General features: G+C 69.8%; 15 protein-coding genes. 4 read left to right on the top strand and 11 right to left on the bottom strand.

The annotated features are described in order from the left end of the window. Positions 1-66 precede the first annotated feature (66 nt). The 5 genes from ftsH to dacB form a co-directional block, all read right to left on the bottom strand. Positions 67-2106, bottom strand: coding sequence for an ATP-dependent zinc metalloprotease FtsH (ftsH, locus tag KUM44_RS08515; protein ID WP_217207168.1), 2040 nt, complete (start codon positions 2104-2106; stop codon positions 67-69). 207 nt (positions 2107-2313) lie between these two features. Further along, entirely contained in the window at positions 2314-2874 is a 561-nt protein-coding gene (gene hpt / locus KUM44_RS08510) for a hypoxanthine phosphoribosyltransferase (RefSeq protein WP_217207199.1), read from the bottom strand. Between the two features lie 75 nt (positions 2875-2949). Continuing rightward, positions 2950-4140 (bottom strand): tRNA lysidine(34) synthetase TilS, encoded by a 1191-nt coding sequence (gene tilS, locus KUM44_RS08505; RefSeq protein ID WP_217207167.1) that lies wholly within the window; start codon positions 4138-4140, stop codon positions 2950-2952. 211 nt (positions 4141-4351) lie between these two features. Continuing rightward, the gene (locus tag KUM44_RS08500; protein ID WP_217207166.1) at positions 4352-5476 is read right to left on the bottom strand and encodes a zinc-dependent metalloprotease; all 1125 of its coding nucleotides are present in this window, start codon (positions 5474-5476) and stop codon (positions 4352-4354) included. A gap of 218 nt (positions 5477-5694) precedes the next feature. Continuing rightward, positions 5695-7320 carry a D-alanyl-D-alanine carboxypeptidase/D-alanyl-D-alanine-endopeptidase gene (gene dacB, locus KUM44_RS08495; RefSeq protein WP_217207165.1) on the bottom strand — a complete coding sequence of 542 codons (1626 nt, stop codon included), beginning with the start codon at positions 7318-7320 and terminating at the stop codon, positions 5695-5697. A gap of 79 nt (positions 7321-7399) precedes the next feature. Between dacB and KUM44_RS08490 the strand changes: the two genes are divergently transcribed. Both KUM44_RS08490 and KUM44_RS08485 read left to right on the top strand, forming a co-directional pair. Next, a complete protein-coding gene (locus KUM44_RS08490; RefSeq protein ID WP_217207198.1) occupies positions 7400-7891 on the top strand; it encodes an inorganic diphosphatase in 492 nt (163 codons plus the stop codon). A gap of 140 nt (positions 7892-8031) precedes the next feature. Further along, positions 8032-9669 carry a threonine/serine exporter ThrE family protein gene (locus KUM44_RS08485; protein WP_217207164.1) on the top strand — a complete coding sequence of 546 codons (1638 nt, stop codon included), beginning with the start codon at positions 8032-8034 and terminating at the stop codon, positions 9667-9669. A 93-nt stretch (positions 9670-9762) separates the two neighbouring features. Here KUM44_RS08485 and KUM44_RS08480 read toward each other — a convergent pair whose 3' ends face one another. Beyond that, complete coding sequence (locus KUM44_RS08480) at positions 9763-10662, bottom strand: DedA family protein (protein WP_217207163.1); 900 nt, start codon at positions 10660-10662, stop codon at positions 9763-9765. A gap of 135 nt (positions 10663-10797) precedes the next feature. Here KUM44_RS08480 and KUM44_RS08475 point away from each other — a divergent pair, with 135 nt between their 5' ends. Next, entirely contained in the window at positions 10798-11163 is a 366-nt protein-coding gene (locus KUM44_RS08475) for a YbjQ family protein (RefSeq protein WP_217207162.1), read from the top strand. 26 nt (positions 11164-11189) lie between these two features. Here the strand turns inward: KUM44_RS08475 and KUM44_RS08470 are convergent, their stop codons facing one another. Then, positions 11190-11951: a MerR family transcriptional regulator gene (locus KUM44_RS08470; protein WP_217207161.1), complete on the bottom strand. Its 762-nt coding sequence runs from the start codon at positions 11949-11951 to the stop codon at positions 11190-11192. Between the two features lie 89 nt (positions 11952-12040). On the opposite strand from KUM44_RS08470, the gene KUM44_RS08465 reads away from it, so the two are divergent. Then, complete coding sequence (locus KUM44_RS08465) at positions 12041-13462, top strand: glutamate decarboxylase (RefSeq protein WP_217207160.1); 1422 nt, start codon at positions 12041-12043, stop codon at positions 13460-13462. Between the two features lie 183 nt (positions 13463-13645). Here KUM44_RS08465 and KUM44_RS08460 read toward each other — a convergent pair whose 3' ends face one another. From KUM44_RS08460 to KUM44_RS08445, 4 genes are all read right to left on the bottom strand, one after another. After that, positions 13646-14401, bottom strand: coding sequence for an ABC transporter permease (locus KUM44_RS08460; protein WP_217207159.1), 756 nt, complete (start codon positions 14399-14401; stop codon positions 13646-13648). A gap of 2 nt (positions 14402-14403) precedes the next feature. Continuing rightward, a complete protein-coding gene (locus tag KUM44_RS08455; protein ID WP_217207158.1) occupies positions 14404-15369 on the bottom strand; it encodes an ATP-binding cassette domain-containing protein in 966 nt (321 codons plus the stop codon). A 72-nt stretch (positions 15370-15441) separates the two neighbouring features. Further along, on the bottom strand, positions 15442-16083 hold the full coding sequence (locus tag KUM44_RS08450) for a PadR family transcriptional regulator (protein WP_217207157.1): 642 nt from the start codon (positions 16081-16083) through the stop codon (positions 15442-15444). Between the two features lie 48 nt (positions 16084-16131). Next, positions 16132-17592 carry an aldehyde dehydrogenase family protein gene (locus KUM44_RS08445; protein ID WP_217207156.1) on the bottom strand — a complete coding sequence of 487 codons (1461 nt, stop codon included), beginning with the start codon at positions 17590-17592 and terminating at the stop codon, positions 16132-16134. Between the last annotated feature and the right edge of the window lie 3 nt (positions 17593-17595).

Below are 17595 nucleotides of genomic sequence, written 5' to 3'. Positions count from 1 at the left end.
CCCCAGGCTAAAACCTGGGGGGCACGGCATCCATTCCGGGCCTGGTGGGGGCACCAGGGCCTGGCGTCAGCTCTCGGGACGGTCCTCGGGGGCCGGCTCGGCCGCCGGGGCGGGCTCCGTGAGCGTCGACTTGGCGGTGGAGATCGCCGGGGTCGCGCCGTTGGCACCGTTCGTCAGTGCGAGCTCCTTCGGGGAGAGCACCGGCGGACGGGTGGACGGCGTGCGGCGGGAAGAGCCGGTCCAGGCGGGACGCGGCGGACGCTTGACGATCGGAGCGAAGATCTCGGCGATCTCCTCCTTGCCCAGCGTCTCCCTCTCCAGCAGCTGAAGCACCAGGTTGTCGAGGACGTCGCGGTTCTCGACCAGGATCTCCCAGGCTTCGTTATGCGCGTTCTCGATGAGCTTCTTCACTTCTTCGTCCACCAGCGCGGCGACCTCTTCCGAGTAGTCGCGCTGGTGAGCCATCTCACGTCCGAGGAACGGCTCGGTGTTGTCGCCGCCGAACTTGATGGCGCCGAGACGCTCGGTCATGCCGTACTGCGTGACCATCGCGCGGGCCGTGGCCGTGGCCTTCTCGATGTCGTTCGCCGCACCCGTGGTCGGGTCGTGGAAGACCAGCTCCTCGGCCGCGCGCCCGCCCAGCATGTAGGCCAGCTGGTCCAGCATCTCGTTGCGGGTCGTGGAGTACTTGTCCTCGTCCGGCAGGACCATCGTGTAGCCCAGGGCGCGGCCTCTCGAGAGGATCGTGATCTTGTGGACCGGGTCGGAGTTCGGGGAGGCCGCCGCGACCAGGGCGTGTCCGCCCTCGTGGTACGCGGTGATCTTCTTTTCCTTGTCCGACATGATCCGGGTCCGCTTCTGCGGGCCCGCCACGACGCGGTCGATGGCCTCGTCCAGCATGTGGTTGTCGATGAGCTTCTTGTCCGAGCGGGCGGTGAGCAGCGCGGCCTCGTTGAGGACGTTGCTCAGGTCTGCGCCGGTGAAGCCCGGGGTGCGGCGGGCGACCGCCGACAGGTCGACGTCCGGAGCGACCGGCTTGCCCTTCTGGTGGACCTTGAGGATCTCCAGACGGCCCTGCATGTCCGGGCGGTCGACCGCGATCTGGCGGTCGAAGCGGCCGGGGCGCAGGAGGGCCGGGTCGAGGATGTCGGGCCGGTTCGTCGCGGCGATGAGGATCACGCCGCCCTTGACGTCGAAGCCGTCCATCTCGACGAGCAGCTGGTTCAGGGTCTGCTCGCGCTCGTCGTGACCGCCGCCGAGGCCGGCGCCGCGGTGGCGGCCGACCGCGTCGATCTCGTCGACGAAGACGATCGCCGGGGCGTTCGCCTTGGCCTGCTCGAACAGGTCACGGACTCGGGAGGCACCGACACCGACGAACATCTCGACGAAGTCGGAACCGGAGATCGAGTAGAAGGGGACGCCCGCCTCGCCGGCGACGGCGCGCGCGAGGAGTGTCTTACCGGTGCCAGGAGGCCCGTAGAGCAGGACGCCCTTGGGGATCTTGGCACCGACGGCCTGGAACTTCGCCGGTTCCTGGAGGAACTCCTTGATCTCCTGGAGCTCCTCGACGGCCTCGTCCGAGCCGGCGACGTCCGAGAACGTCGTCTTCGGGGTGTCCTTGGTGATGAGCTTCGCCTTGGACTTCCCGAAGTTCATGACCCGGGAGCCGCCGCCCTGCATCTGATTCATCAGGAACAGGAACACGACCACGATGAGAACGAACGGCAGCAGGGAGAGCAGGATGCCGACGAACGGGTTCTGCTTCGACGGCGAGACCGTGTAGCCGTCGGGGATCTGCTTCTGCTGGTACTTGTTCTGCAATGTGTTGGCGATGTCGACGCCCTGGTCGCCGATGTAGCTCGCCTGGATCTTGGTGGCGCCCTCGACCTTTTCGCCGTCCTTGAGCTGCGCCTTGACGATCTGTTCGTCGCCGGTGGTCAGCTTGACCGACTCGACCTTGTTCTCATTGATCGCTTGAACGACCTGGCCTGTGTCCACCGTCTTGTAGCCGCCGGACGAGCCGACGACCTGCATCAACACGACCACGGCAAGGACGGCCAGCACGATCCACATGACCGGCCCACGGAAGTATCGCTTCACGTCCATCCATACGGAGCGGTGTCGCCCCGTCCCTCCTGCCATAGTGAGTTTGATAAGACAGTTCTTCTGACGGTACCCCAGCTTCGGCGACCGTAGCCGCACGGGAGGGCTGGCAAGCCCGTCTGCATGCTCCAACGGCGCGAGGCCCGCCGGGGTTCCCGATCTTCGTACGGTGCTTGGGCCCTTCGGGTCCGGTTGCCCGGACCGGCGGACTCAGCCTCCGTAGACGTGGGGCGCGAGCGTACCGACGAACGGGAGGTTGCGGTACTTCTCGGCGTAGTCGAGGCCGTAGCCGACGACGAACTCGTTGGGGATGTCGAAGCCGACCCACTCCACGTCGATGGCGACCTTTGCGGCGTCCGGCTTGCGCAGGAGCGTGCACACCTTCAGGGAGGCGGGCTCGCGGGAGCCGAGGTTGTTGATCAGCCAGGACAGGGTCAGGCCGGAGTCGATGATGTCCTCGACGATCAGGACGTGCCGGCCCTTGATGTCGGTGTCGAGGTCCTTGAGGATCCGCACGACCCCGGAGGACTGGGTGCCGGCGCCGTACGACGACACTGCCATCCAGTCCATGGTGGCGGGGGTGGACAGCGCCCGGGCGAGGTCCGCCATGACCATCACCGCGCCCTTGAGGACGCCGACGATGAGCAGATCCTTGCCCGCGTACTCCGCGTCGATCTTCGCAGCCAGCTCGACCAGCTTGGCGTCGATCTCTTCCTTGGTGATGAGTACCTCTTGGAGGTCGGCACCCATGTCTTTCGCGTCCACCCGCATCACTTTCGGTCGTCCCACCGGCCGGTCCGGCCGCTCACGCGACCCCGCTTGAGGGGGCCGGTGGGAGGTCCGGTTTCAGCCTTGCCGAATCACCAGTCTGCCACCCTGACGCTGGGCGACGACTTTGCCGGGGAGATTGATGGCTCCCTGGCCGCGCCAGCCGGTGATGAGGCGGTCGACTTCCTCGATGTGGCGGGCGAACAGCGCACCCGCGGGCGCCCCGGCCTCGATGGCGGCGCGGCGCAGGATCCGGCGGCGTACGGCGGGCGGCAGCGCGTAGAGCTTGGCGCACTCCAGGAGTCCGGCCGAGTCGCGTACGGCGGCCTCGGCCTGGCGGGCCCAGGCGTCGAGGGCGTCGGCGTCGTCGCGGGAGAGCTGGGCCGTACGCGCGAGGGCCTCGACGACGCCCTTGCCGAGTGCCTTCTCCAGGGCGGGCAGGCCCTCTTGGCGCAGCCGCGAGCGGGTGTACGCGGGGTCGGCGTTGTGGGGGTCGTCCCAGACGGGCAGGGACTGGACCATGCAGGCCTTGCGGGCGGTCTGCCGGTCGAGTCCGAGGAAGGGGCGGCGATAACGGCCGCCGGCCCCCGAGACCGCGGCCATTCCGGACAGGGAGCGGATGCCGGAGCCGCGGGCGAGGCCGAGCAGGACGGTCTCGGCCTGGTCGTCGCGGGTGTGGCCGAGCAGGACGGCGGTGGCGCCGTGGCGGACGGCCGCGTCGTCGAGGGCGGCGTAGCGGGCGTCGCGGGCGGCGGCCTCGGGTCCGCCCGCGCGGCCGACGGTGACGGCGACGGACTCGGCCGGTTCGAGGCCGAGTTCGCGCATGCGCAGGACGACTTCCTCGGCACGCAGGTCGGAGCCGGGCTGAAGACCGTGGTCGACGGTGATGCCACCGGCGCGGATGCCGAGTTTGCGGGCCTCGAAGGCGAGAGCGGAGGCGAGGGCCATGGAGTCGGCGCCGCCGGAGCACGCCACGAGCACGAGCGGGGAGGGGGGTCGCTCGTGCGGGGCAGCGCGCGGGGGCTCCTGCGGAGTGGCATCGGGGAGCCCGTACGGCGGTTCGAGCGCCGTGTCGTACGCGGCGGGTGTGGCGCCGGTCGAGGACGCGGGCAGCACCGCGGGCGGCGTCGCGTGCGCGAACTCGTACGAGGTCGCGCGCGTGCGGCCGGGCGCGGGGGCGTCGGTGGTGCGGCTGTGTTCGGTGAGGATGTCGTGGAGGACGCGGCGGACCGCCAGGCGTATCGCCGCGACCGCAGGATGGGGACCCATGTCCGGTTCCCTTCATGAAATTGTCGGGGGGTGAGCCCGAGTTCGGTCACTCAGAGTGTGTAGATGGTGACAGAACCGGGCCGTTCCCCGAGCATTGCACGCCTACCCATGGCTCACGGTCCCTCGGACGGGTGATTGGAGGGGCGTTCGCCTGCCGTCGGCCGGATTCGGTTCACGACGTTCGTATGAGATGCACGCCTCGGCGCGTATTTCACGACTCCGCCTTGCGGTGCACCCGCGCGATCCAGTCCGCGGGTTTGGCGATCTCCGCCTTGGTCGGAAGGGTGTTGGGGGAGGTCCACACGCGGTTGAAGCCATCCATGCCGACCTGGTCGTGGACGGCTCGTACGAAGCGTTCGCCGTCGCGGTACTGCCTGAGTTTGGCGTCGAGGCCGAGCAGCTTGCGCAGGGCCATGTCCAGCCTCGAGGCCCCCTTGGCGCGTCGCTGCTGGAATTTCTCGCGGATCTCGGCGACGGTCGGGACGACCTGGGGGCCGACGCCGTCCATCACGAAGTCGGCGTGGCCCTCCAGGAGGGACATCACGGCGGTGAGGCGGCCGAGGATCTCCCGCTGGGCCGGGGTCTGCACCAGTTCGACGAAGGAACGTCCGCCGTCGTCCTCCTCGGCCTCGGGCCGGCCGCCCGCAAGGGACTGCGCGGCCTCGCGGATGCGTTCGAGGACGGTCATGGGGTCGACGTCGGTCTCCCCCAAGAACGACTGGATTTCGCCCTCCAGGTGGTCCCTCAGCCACGGCACGGCGCTGAACTGGGTGCGGTGCGTCTCCTCGTGCAGGCACACCCACAGGCGGAAGTCATGGGGCTGTACGTCGAGTTCGCGCTCCACGTGCACGATGTTCGGGGCGACCAGCAGGAGTCGGCCGCCGCCGTTCTCCCCAGCAGGGAGTTCGCGGGTGGCCGGGGCGAAGGTCTCGTACTGGCCGAGGACGCGGGAGGCCAGGAAGGACAGCAGCATCCCGAGTTCTACGCCGGTGACCTTGCCGCCGACGGCGCCGAGGACCGCGCCGCCGGTGCTGCTGCCGCGGCGCTCCTGCATCTTTTCGAGCAGGGGCTTGAGGATCTGGCGGAACCCGGCGACGTTCGCCCGCACCCAGCCGGGGCGGTCGACGACGAGGACGGGGGTGTCGTGGGTGTCCTCCGTGCCCATACGAGTGAAGCCCCGGACGTGTTCCTCCGAGGCCTTGGCATGTCGGCGCAGCTCGGCGACGACGGCCCTGGCCTCGTCGCGGCTCACCTCGGGGCCCGGCCGCACGAGCCGGGTCGCGGTCGCCACCGCGAGATTCCAGTCGACCATCTCGGCACCACCGATGCTCGTCATGTGTCAACCGTACGTGAGCGTTACCACTTGGGGCAGGCCGTGGGGGTTGGTGGGGGCACGGGGTGTTTGACGGGGCTCGGCGTCCGGGCCGGCGTGGCGGGTCGGCAGGGGCCGGGGTCTGCTCGGTCGGTGCCGGCGCTGGCGGCCGTGCCCACCCGTTCCGCCCTGCGGAACGACTGCCCGCGGCGGAGGCGGGGTGGAGGGCGGGGTGGCTGTGGTCAGGCGCAGCCGCAGGACGCCAGCGCCGTTGCCGTCCGGTCCAGGGCCGCTCGGGCCGCTTCCGTGTCGGCGCCTGTGGACAGGAAGGCGAAGGCGAGGAGGTGGCCGTCCTGGTCGACGACTGTGCCGGCCAGCGAGTTCACGCCGTTCAGGGTGCCTGTTTTCGCTCGGACCAGGCCGGCCGCACCGTCTGTGTAGCGGGTGGTGAGGGTGCCGGTGAAGCCGGCCACGGGGAGGCCGGTCAGGACGGGGCGGAGTTCGGGGTGGGTGGGGTCGGCGGCCTTGGCCAGGAGGGCGGTGAGGAGGTCGGCGGTGAGTCTGTCGGCTCGGTCGAGGCCGCTGCCGTCCTTGAAGTCGGTGCCCGTCATCGGCAGCCCGAGCTTCTTCAGCCGGTCCCCGATCGCCTTGCCCGCGCCGTCGAAGTCGGCGCGGGCGCCGCTCGCCACGGCCGTCTGGCGGGCGAGGTGCTCTGCAATGTCGTTGTCGCTGTTGGTGAGCATCCGCTCGACCAGGGAGGACATCGGCGGTGAGGTGACCTCGGCCAGCGGCTCCGACCGGTTCGTCGCCTTCGACGGGCCCGGCGCGGTGGTCTTGACGCCGCGGTCCGCGAGGAGCGCCGCGAACTGGGCCGCCGCGTCCTCGGCCGGGTCCTCGACCCGCTTCACCGGCCCGCTGGTGGAGTCGTTCGTGCGGGCCTCGTCGACCATGAGGGCGCTGACCCGGGCCAGGTTGGCGTTGTCGCCGATGGGGTGCAGCTCAGGACCGGCGTAGAGCGTCTTGTCGTACGAAAGGGTGACCTCGTGTACGTCCCTTTTCTTCAGGGACGTGGCAGTGCGGTCGGCCAGATCGCGCAGGCTCGCCCAGCCGTCGGCGTCCTTGCGGGCCGTCAGCGTGGGGTCGCCGCCGCCGACCAGGACGAGTTCCTTGGTGTCGGGTTCCAGGACCGTGCGGGTGGTGAGGCGGTGGTCGGGGCCCACCGCGGTGAGGACGGCCACCGCGGTGGCGATCTTCGTCGTGGAGGCGGGGGTGAGGGGCTCGGCGGCGGCCTCGCCGTAGAGACGCTTGCCGGTGGCCACGTCGACGACGGCCGCCGTTCTGCGGGCACCGAGCTCCGGGGCGTCCAGGAGCGGGCCGAGGAGGCCTGCCAGGGCCTTGGCGCTCGGGGCGGCCTGCGCGGTGCCGACGCCGCCGCCCAGGCCGGGCAGGACGGAGGCCGCGCTGGGGGCGGGGCGGGGCGCCTGGGCGGCCGTATCGGACGTATCGGAATCACGGCCGTGATCTGCGCCACCCGTGCGCTCCTGGACGGCCGCCCGGTCCCGCTCGGCCGTACGCTGACCGGTGGAGTCCCAGGGGCCGGCGGCGGTCACCACTCCGGCGGCCAGCGCCAGTCCGGCGGTGGCGGCGCCCGCGGTGTACTGCCAGGTCTTCGGCCTCGTCATCCGCGCGGCCTGGGGGGAGACGGCTCGCGCGAGCCGTACGACCCGCGGCTTCGCGGCCGTCGCGGCGCGTGCGAGACGTGGCCGTACGGCGTCCGCAGCCCGTGCCAGACGGGGTCGTACGGCGCCCGCGACCCGCGTCACATGCGGTCTCGCGGCTCGCCACGGCCTCAGCTCTGGCACGACCACCAGCCCCTTTCGCGATCACACACCTGCGTGAGGGACACTTAACCACCAGAACTATGTGCTGATCATGGAGGAGCCACCGGTGGAGTTCGACGTCACGATCGAGATTCCGAAGGGTTCGCGGAACAAGTACGAGGTGGACCACGAGACCGGTCGGATCCGCCTGGACCGTCGACTCTTCACCTCGACCGCCTACCCGACCGACTACGGCTTCGTCGAGAACACCCTCGGCGAGGACGGCGACCCGCTGGACGCGCTGGTCATCCTGGATGAGCCGACCTTCCCGGGCTGCCTCATCAAGTGCCGCGCGATCGGCATGTTCCGAATGACGGACGAGGCCGGCGGCGACGACAAGCTGCTGTGCGTCCCGGCGACGGACCCGCGGGTGGAGCACCTGCGTGACATCCACCACGTCTCCGAGTTCGACCGCCTGGAGATCCAGCACTTCTTCGAGGTCTACAAGGACCTGGAGCCCGGCAAGTCCGTCGAGGGCGCCAACTGGGTGGGCCGCCAGGACGCCGAGATCGAGATCGAGCGGTCCTACAAGCGCTTCAAGGAGCAGGGCGGCCACTGAGCCGTGCTCTCGGCCACGGTCTGAGTGACCGTCGGCTCTCAGCCATGTGAACAGGCTGCACGCGTGCGCGTGCAGCCTGTTCGCGTGTGTGTGCGCATACTGAGTGCGGCAGGAGGTGTCGTACAGGGAGTGCTGCGCACGTGACGGACGCGGAGGACCGCAAGCCGCAGTCGGACGAGGCGAGGATGGCGTTCATCCCGCCCGCCGGCGTCGAGGTGGGAGACAGCGAGTCGGAGACCACGTCCGAGTTCGCCCTCCCCCAAGGGCTGGACGTGCCGCATCCGCCTGTCCAGGAACCCGAGGGGTCGGCGTTCAGGACGCCGAGCGGCTACAGCGTCGAGGACGCCTCGCCCGCGTTCACGCCCGCCGGTGGCATACCGCGGATCAGTCTGACCAAGGACCTGCCCTGGCAGGACCGGATGCGCACGATGCTGCGCATGCCGGTGGCCGAGCGGCCGGCGCCGGAGCGGATGCCGAGGGCGGAGGAAGAGGGCCCGGCCGTCCCGCGCGTGCTCGACCTGACGCTGCGTATCGGCGAGCTGCTGTTGGCGGGCGGCGAGGGCGCGGAGGACGTGGAGGCCGCGATGTTCGCGGTGTGCCGGTCCTACGGGCTGGACCGCTGCGAGCCGAACGTCACCTTCACGCTGCTGTCGATCTCGTACCAGCCCTCGCTGGTGGACGATCCGGTGACGGCCTCGCGCACGGTACGGCGGCGCGGCACCGACTACACGCGGCTGGCCGCCGTGTACCGGCTCGTCGACGACCTCAGCGACCCGGAGAGCCACATCTCCCTGGAGGAGGCCTACGGGCGGCTCGCGGAGATCCGCCGCAACCGGCACCCGTACCCGACCTGGGTGCTGACCTCGGCGAGCGGGCTGCTCGCGGGCGCGGCCTCCGTACTGGTCGGCGGCGATCTGATCGTGTTCGTCGCGGCCGCGCTGGGCGCGATGCTCGGCGACCGGCTGGCCTGGCTGTGCGCGGGGCGCGGGCTGCCGGAGTTCTACCAGTTCACGGTGGCCGCGATGCCGCCGGCCGCGATCGGGGTCGCGCTGACGCTGGCGCACGTCGATGTGAAGGCGTCCGCGGTCATCACCGGCGGGCTGTTCGCGCTGCTGCCCGGGCGGGCCCTGGTGGCGGGCGTGCAGGACGGGCTGACCGGGTTCTACATCACCGCGGCGGCGCGCCTGCTGGAGGTCATGTACTTCTTCGTCGGCATCGTCATCGGAGTGCTGGTGATCCTGTACTTCGGTGTGAACCTCGGCGCCAAGCTCACCCCGGACGAAGCACTGCACGCCTCAGAGCGGCCGTACTGGCAGATCGCCGCGTCGATGGTGCTGTCGCTGACCTTCGCCGTGCTGCTCCAGCAGGATCGGTCCACCGTGCTCGCCGTGACCCTCAACGGGGGCGTCGCGTGGGTGGTGTACGGGGCGATGCACGATGTCGGTGAGTTCTCGCCGGTTGCCTCCACGGCCGTCGCGGCGGGGCTGGTGGGGTTGTTCGGGCAGTTGATGGCGCGGTATCGGTTCGCGTCCGCGTTGCCGTACACGACTGCGGCGATCGGGCCTCTGCTGCCGGGTTCCGCTACGTATTTCGGGCTGTTGGCGATCGCGCAGAACGATGTGGACAAGGGGCTGGGGCTGGTGTCGTTGGCCACGGCCGCGTCTTTGGCCATGGCCATCGCCATTGGGGTGAACCTCGGTGCGGAGATCTCGCGGATGTTCTTGCGGATCGGGTCGCCGGAGAAGCGGCGGGCCGCCAAGAGGACGCGGGGGTTCTGAGCGCCGGACGCCTACTGACTCGGTCCTGCTGGATGTACGGCGGCTACAGGTGGTTCGTGGCTTGTCACGCAGTTCCCCGCGCCCCTGGGGGGTTCAGTAGCCCTCGTTGTAGGGGTACTGCTGGTTCTGCTGGGCGTTGTACTGCTGCTGGTTGCCGTAGCCCTGGGGATACTGCTGGGCGTACGGCTGCTGCTGGTACTGCTGGTCGTAGCCGTACTGCTGCTGGCCGCCCTGCTGGGGCTGGTTGCCGTACTGCTGCTGGGGCTGGGGCTGGTCGTCGGACGGGATGCGGCGGAGCTGGGTCGTCGCGTCGTCCAGCATCATGTGCTGGTGCTGAGCCGGGGTCGGGGCCGCCGGGGCCTCGGCCGCCGCGCGCTTCTTCTTGGCCCGCTCGCGCAGGTACTCGATGATGATCGGGACCACGGAGACGAAGACGATCAGGACGAGGATCGCCTCGACGTTCTTGTTGATGAACTCGATCTGGCCGAGCCAGTAGCCCGCGAGGGTGACGCCGGTGCCCCAGGCGATGCCGCCGATGACGTTGTACGTGAGGAACGTGGCGTACTTCATGCGGCCGGCGCCCGCCACGATGGGGGCGAAGGTGCGCACGATCGGCACGAAACGGGCGAGGACGATCGCCTTGGGGCCGTACTTCTCCATGAACTCGTGGGCCTTGTCCAGGTTCTCCTGTTTGAAGAGCTTGGAGTTCGGGCGGTTGAAGAGCCTCGGGCCGAAGAACTTGCCGATCATGTAGCCCACCTGGTCGCCGATGACGGCGGCCAGCACGATCAGGGTGCACACCAGCCACAGCGGCTGGGTGATGTAGTTCCCCTCGGCCACGAACAGACCCGCCGTGAACAGCAGGGAGTCCCCGGGCAGGAAGGCGAAGAGGCCGGACTCCGCGAAGACGATCAGCAGGATGCCAGGGAGGCTGAACGTCTCGATCAGATAGTCCGGGCTGAGCCACTCGGGGCCGAGCGCAAGCGTGGTCACGGGATCGTGGCTCCTGCGGGGAGGGGGCGGGGGGTTGAAGCTGGCTGCTCAAATTATCAACGCTGCACCGGCCGCCCAGGTTCCATGGACCCCCTCAGGATGCACTGTGCCCCGGCTGGGACAAAGCTGTGGTTCATGGGCATCGAAGAGTACGGCGGCGGACAGGGACCCCGACCCGACGTTCTGGTCGTGACCACGAACGACGTCCCCGGCCACCGCGTCACAGAGGTCATCGGCGAGGTCTTCGGGCTGACCGTGCGCTCCCGGCACGTCGGCAGCCAGATCGGCGCCGGGCTGAAGTCGCTGGTCGGCGGTGAGCTCAAGGGGCTCACCAAGACGCTCGTGGAGACCCGGAACCAGGCCATGGACCGCCTCGTGGAGCAGGCACGCGCGCGTGGCGCGAACGGCGTGCTGGCCTTCCGCTTCGACGTGACCGAGGCGGCCGACGTGGGCACCGAGGTGTGTGCCTACGGGACGGCGGTGGTCCTGGCCCGGGAGTGACCCGTACGGGGTCCCGGGCCAGGGTGCTACGCGGCGTGCCGGGCCGCGTTCGCGAGGATGGCCTCCCTGAGGTGTTCCGCGAGGCCCTCGTGCATCGAGTCGTAGTACGCCTTGAAGCGCTCGTCGGAGACGTACATCTCGGCGAGACCTTTGTGCATCTCGTACGGGCACTCGTAGTACCACGTGCCGATGTGCCCGCGGTGTTCCTCGGCCATGTCCATGGCCCGCTCGCCGGTGGGTGACTCACCGGCGGCCACAAGGGCCGAGTAGCGCTCGCCCCAGTCGTTGACCTCGGCCTGGATGCGCTTCCAGTCCTCCTTGGTGTAGCGGGCCGTGCGGCGCTGTGACTCGGCGTACGCCTCGGTGCCGCCCCAGCGCTGCTCCGCCTCCTCGGCGTACTGCTCGGGGTCCTTGTCCCCGAACACCTCGAACTTCTCCTCCGGCGTCAGATTGATCCCCATCGTGCGTGCCTCCATGGCGTGCTCCACGGCCGCCGCCATCTTCTGGAGCTTCTCGATCCGGGCGGTCAGCAGCCCGTGCTGCCGGCGCAGGTGCGCGCGCGGGTCCGCGGCCGGGTCGTCGAGCAGGGCGGCGACCTCCTCGAGCGGGAAGCCGAGCTCGCGGTAGAACAGGATCTGCTGCAACCGGTCGAGGTCGGCGTCGCTGTATCGCCGGTGGCCCGCGTGGCTGCGCTCGCTGGGTACGAGCAGGCCGATGTCGTCGTAGTGGTGCAGGGTGCGCACCGTCACCGCGGCGAAGCCGGCGACCTGTCCCACGGAGTAGCTCACTTCCGCTCCCTTCTGTCTTACGCACTCCACGGTGAGTCCTCACGTGGCGTGAGGTGCAAGCCCGGCGGCCCGGACCTACCGTCGTATGCATGCCACTGCATCCTGGGAACAGCGAGGCACCCGACGACAAGGGCGGCGGACGCAGGCTCGCCGTCAACCCCTTCTACGGCGAGGCGAATCCGGTCGGCGGTATGACCCAGGCTCCGCCCACGCATCGGCTGCCCGACGCTCCCCTGTCGCCGTCGACGGCGTACCAGCTGGTGCACGACGAGCTGATGCTGGACGGCAACTCGCGGCTCAATCTGGCCACCTTCGTCACCACCTGGATGGAGCCGCAGGCCGGGGTGCTGATGGCGGAGTGCCGGGACAAGAACATGATCGACAAGGACGAGTATCCGCGCACCGCCGAGCTGGAACGGCGCTGTGTGGCGATGCTCGCCGATCTGTGGAACGCGCCGGATCCGTCGGCGGCCGTGGGCTGTTCGACGACCGGGTCGAGCGAGGCGTGCATGCTCGCCGGGATGGCGCTGAAGCGGCGCTGGGCGAAGCGCAACGCCGACCGGTACCCGGGCGCCCGGCCGAACCTGGTGATGGGGGTCAACGTCCAGGTCTGCTGGGAGAAGTTCTGCAACTTCTGGGAGGTCGAGCCCCGCCTGGTCCCGATGGAGGGCGAGCGGTTCCATCTCGATCCGCGGGCGGCGGCGGAGCTGTGCGACGAGAACACCATCGGGGTCGTGGGGATCCTGGGCTCCACCTTCGACGGTTCGTACGAGCCGATCGCGGACCTGTGCGCCGCTCTCGACGCCCTCCAGGAGCGCACCGGGCTCGACGTCCCGGTGCATGTCGACGGCGCGTCCGGCGCCATGGTGGCGCCCTTCCTCGACGAGGACCTGGTGTGGGACTTCCGGCTGCCGAGGGTCGCCTCGATCAACACCTCGGGGCACAAGTACGGACTGGTGTACCCGGGGGTCGGCTGGGCGCTGTGGCGTGACGGTGCGGCGCTGCCCGAGGAGCTCGTCTTCCGCGTCAACTACCTGGGCGGCGACATGCCGACCTTCGCGCTGAACTTCTCCCGGCCGGGCGCGCAGGTCGTGGCGCAGTACTACTCGTTCCTGCGGCTGGGCCGGGAGGGGTACCGGGCGGTGCAGCAGGCCTCCCGGGACGTGGCGCTCAGGGTCGCCGACGCCGTGGCGAAGCTGGGCGACTTCCGGCTGCTGACCAGGGGCGACGAACTGCCGGTCTTCGCCTTCACGACGGCGCCGGACGTGCGGGCGTACGACGTCTTCGACGTCTCGCGGCGGCTGCGCGAGAAGGGCTGGCTGGTCCCGGCGTACACCTTCCCGCCGAACCGTGAGGATCTGTCGGTGCTGCGGGTCGTCTGCCGCAACGGGTTCTCCGAGGACCTCGGCGAGCTGTTCCTGGAGGACCTGAGCCGGGTGCTGCCGGAGCTGCGCCGGCAGCCGCACCCCTCCACCCAGGACAAGGGGGCGGCCACCGGCTTCCATCACTAGGGGGTGTTTCGAAAGTCCTGTGCGGCGCCCGCGGTGTCCGGTGCGTGCTCTCGGCGCGCCGGACGAAAGCCCTCGTACTGGACGTACTTGGGGTTTCGGCCGGTGTGGCGAGAGTGCGTGCCGGGCGCCGTGGGTGCTGTGCGGGACTTTCGAAACACCCCCTAGGCGGCAGTTGGGCGGCTGCTAACGGCTCAGGCGGGCGAACCGCCGTACCGCCAGCGGGAAGAACACCGCGAGCAGCGCCAGCGGCCAGACGATCGCGGCCCCCACGGTGTCCGCGGCCGTGGCGCCGAACAGGTCCCGTACGGCCGTCGCCGTCTGGGACATCGGGTTCCACTCGACGACCGTGCCCAGCCAGCCGGGCATGGAACCGGGCAGGGCGAGGGCGTTGGAGAGGAAGCCGACCGGCCAGACGAGGATCTGCACGGCCTGCACCATCTCCGGCTTGCCGGCGACCAGCGCCAGATGGATGCCGATCCACAGCATGGCGAAGCGGAACAGCAGCAGCAGGCCCACGGCGCCCAGGAAGGCCCCGGGACCGCCGTCCGCGCGCCAGCCCAGCGCGTGTCCGACGCCCATGAGAACGAACAGGGCGAGTGCCGACTGGAGCATGTCGGCCGCCGAACGGCCCACCAGGACCGCCCCGTTGGCCATCGGCAGGGACCGGAAGCGGTCGACGACGCCCTTGTTGAGGTCCTGGGTGACCGCGATCATCGTGCCCTCCAGGCCGAAGGCCATGGTGAGCGCGAGCATGCCGGGCAGGAGATAGTCGATGTAGGAGCCCTGGACGCCCCGGCCGCCGCCGACGAGGTAGCCGAACATCAGCAGCAGCATCACGGGGAAGACCAGGTTGAACACGACCTGCACGGGTTGCCGTGCCCAGTGGGCGAGTTCACGGCGGGTCATGGTCCAGGAGTCGGTCAGAGCGTGGGCGCTCATGCTCATGCGGGCTCCTTCACTCGGTTCTCGTCCCCCGTCAGGTGCAGGAAGACCTCGTCGAGCGTCGGCCGGCGCACTGCGATGTCCTCCGCCTCGATTCCGGCGGCCTCCAGGACACGTACGACACCGGAGAGCGCCGCCATCCGGTCGGTGACCGGGGCGCTGAGGAGGCGCCGGTCGGGGTCGACGCAGACGCCGTCCTTCGGTACGGGCAGCAGGGCGACGGCCGCGCCGAGCTGTCCGGCGTCGCGCAGGACGACGTCGATGCGGGAGCCGCCGGTCAGCGCCTTGAGCTGGTCCGCCGTGCCGTCGGCGATCACGCGGCCGGCGTCGACGACCGAGATGCGGTCGGCGAGTTGGTCGGCCTCCTCCAGGTACTGGGTGGTGAGCAGGACCGTGGTGCCGCCGCCGACCAGGGAGCGGACCGCGGACCAGACCTCGGTACGGCCGCGAGGGTCGAGGCCGGTGGTGGGTTCGTCCAGGAAGAGCACCTCCGGGTCGGTGATGAGTGACGCCGCCAGATCCAGTCGCCGGCGCATGCCGCCGCTGTACTGCTTCACCGCCTTGCGGCCGGTGTCGGCGAGGCCGAAGCGCTCCAGCAGTTCGCCTGCGCGCACGCGCGCGTGGCGGGCGCCGAGGTGGTGGAGGCGGCCGAACATCTCCAGGTTCTGCCGGCCGCCCAACTCCTCGTCCACGGCCGCGTGCTGGCCGAGCAGTCCGATGCGCAGGCGCACCTCGTACGCCTGGCGCAACACGTCGTGCCCGGCCACCTCGACACGGCCGCTGTCCGGCCGCAGCAGGGTGGACAGGATCCGGACCAGGGTCGTCTTGCCCGCGCCGTTCGGGCCGAGGACTGCGTGCACGGTGCCACGCGCGACGGTGAGGTCGAGCCCGTCCAGTGCGTACCCGCCTGCTTTGCCGCCGTACTTCTTGCGCGCCTTTTCGACGGTGATCGCCGCGTCGGCCACTGAGACCTCCTCGCTAGTCAAACTTGACTACACGCTCAAAGTAGACCGGCGCCTGGAGTTAGTCAAACTTGATTAGAGGGCGTCCCCGGGATGGGACTCCCCCGTCGCGTACGGGTTCTCCTCATCCTCGGCCAGCACGCCGACGAACGGGTCCCCCTCGTCGACGAACGTGTACGCGCCGCCTTCGAGCCGCTCGATCAGCTCGCTGGTCCAGTCCCGCTCGGAGTCCGCCGTGTGGACCCACATGTTCATGATCTCGCCGATGTGACCGAGTTGCCCGGGCCCGTCCTCGGGCACGTAGTGGGCCACGACGGAGGCCCGCCACTCCTCGATCCGCCGGGTCCGCTCCTTCAGCAGCGTCACGGCCTCGGCCCTCGGCAGGTCGACCATGAAACCGAGGGCCGCCGTCTTCATGTCTCCCCGCTGGTCGTACGTGACCAGCGCGTCGCGCAGCAGCGTGAAGTACTCCTCGGTGCCCGCGTCCGTGAGTTCGTACTCCGTGCGCGGAGGGCCACCCGCCGTGGACGGCGCGATCTCGTGGGCGTGCAGCAGGCCCTGCTTCGCCATCTGCTTGAGCGCGTGGTAGATCGAGCCGGGCTTGGCGTTGGACCACTCGTGCGCGCCCCAGTACTCCAGGTCGTTGCGTACCTGGTAGCCGTGGGCGCGGCCGTGCATACGGACCGCGCCGAGCACGAGGAGACGGATCGCTGACATGCGGTCCAGGTTATGACCTCGGATTCCGGCGGGAGCAGCCAGGAAGCCTCAGAACGGGAACCCGCTCCGGCCGTGCTGCACCGAGATCCACTTGATCGTCGTGAACGCGTCCAGCATCGTCTCGCCGTTCAGGCGGCCGAGGCCGGAATGCTTCTCGCCGCCGAAGGGGACGATCGGCTCGTCGTGGACCGTGCCGTCGTTCACATGGAACATGCCGGTGTCGATCTGCTTGGCGAAGTTCACGCCCCGCTCGATGTTCCCCGTGTGGACGGCGCCGCTCAGGCCGTACGGGGTGTCGTTGACGAGGCGTACGGCCTCCTCCTCGCCGTCGAACGGGATGAGGAAGGCGACCGGGCCGAAGACCTCCTGCTGGAGCAGGGGGGAGCCGGCGGGGACGCCGGTGAGGACCGAGGGCTCGACCAGGTTGTCCGTCGTCGTGCCGTGCACCAGGGCCGTCGCGCCCTCGGCGATGGCCTGCTCGACGGTGGCCGAAACGGCGTCCGCCTGGGAGGCGTTGATCACCGGGCCGATGACGGTCTCGGGGTCGCGCGGGTCGCCCGCCTTGAGGGTCTTCACCTTGGCGACGAACTTCTCCGTGAACTCCTCCGCGACCGAGCGGTCCACGAGGACCCGGTTCGCGGCCATGCAGACCTGGCCCTGGTGGACGTAGCGGCTGAAGACCGCCGCGTCGACCGCGTAGTCGATGTCGGCGTCGTCCAGGACCACGATCGCGCTGTTGCCGCCGAGTTCGAGGACCGAGCGCTTGAAGAGGGAGGCGCAGACGGTGGCGACGTGGCGGCCGACCTTGTCGGAGCCGGTGAAGGAGATGACCTTCGGGACCGGGTGCTCGATGAAGGCGTCGCCGATCTCCGCGATGTCCGTGACGACGACGTTCAGCAGGCCGGCCGGGAGGCCCGCGTCCTCGAAGATCTTCGCGACCAGCGTGCCGCCGCAGACCGGGGTGTTCTGGTGCGGCTTGAGGACCACGCCGTTGCCGAGCGCGAGGGCCGGGGCGACGGACTTGATCGAGAGGAGGAAGGGGAAGTTGAAGGGGCTGATGACGCCCACCACGCCGACCGGGACCCGGTAGACACGGTTCTCCTTGCCGTCCACCGGCGACGGGATGATCCTGCCCTCGGGGCGCAGCGCCAGGTGCACCGCCTCGCGCAGGAACTCCTTGGCGAGGTGGAGCTCGAAGGCCGCCTTCAGCCGGGTGCCGCCGAGCTCGGCGATGATCGCCTCGGTGATCTCCTGCTCGCGGTCCTCGATCAGCCGCAGCGCCTTCTCGAAGACGGCGCGACGGGCGTACGGGTTGGTCGCGCCCCACTGCTTCTGCGCGCGGGCCGCCGCCTGGTAGGCGTCGTCGACCTCGTCGACCGTGGCTATGGTGATCGACGCCAGCTTCTCGCCGTCGTACGGGTTGAAGTCGATGATGTCCCAGGAACCTGAGCCCGGGCGCCACTCACCGTCGATGTACTGCTGGGCCAGGTCGGTGAAGCAGGACGACATGTG

Source organism: Streptomyces sp. AC550_RSS872 (genome assembly GCF_019049285.1).
Taxonomy (GTDB): domain Bacteria; phylum Actinomycetota; class Actinomycetes; order Streptomycetales; family Streptomycetaceae; genus Streptomyces.
The sequence above is the reverse complement of the archived record's forward strand: the minus strand, read 5'-3'. Positions and strand labels throughout refer to the sequence as shown.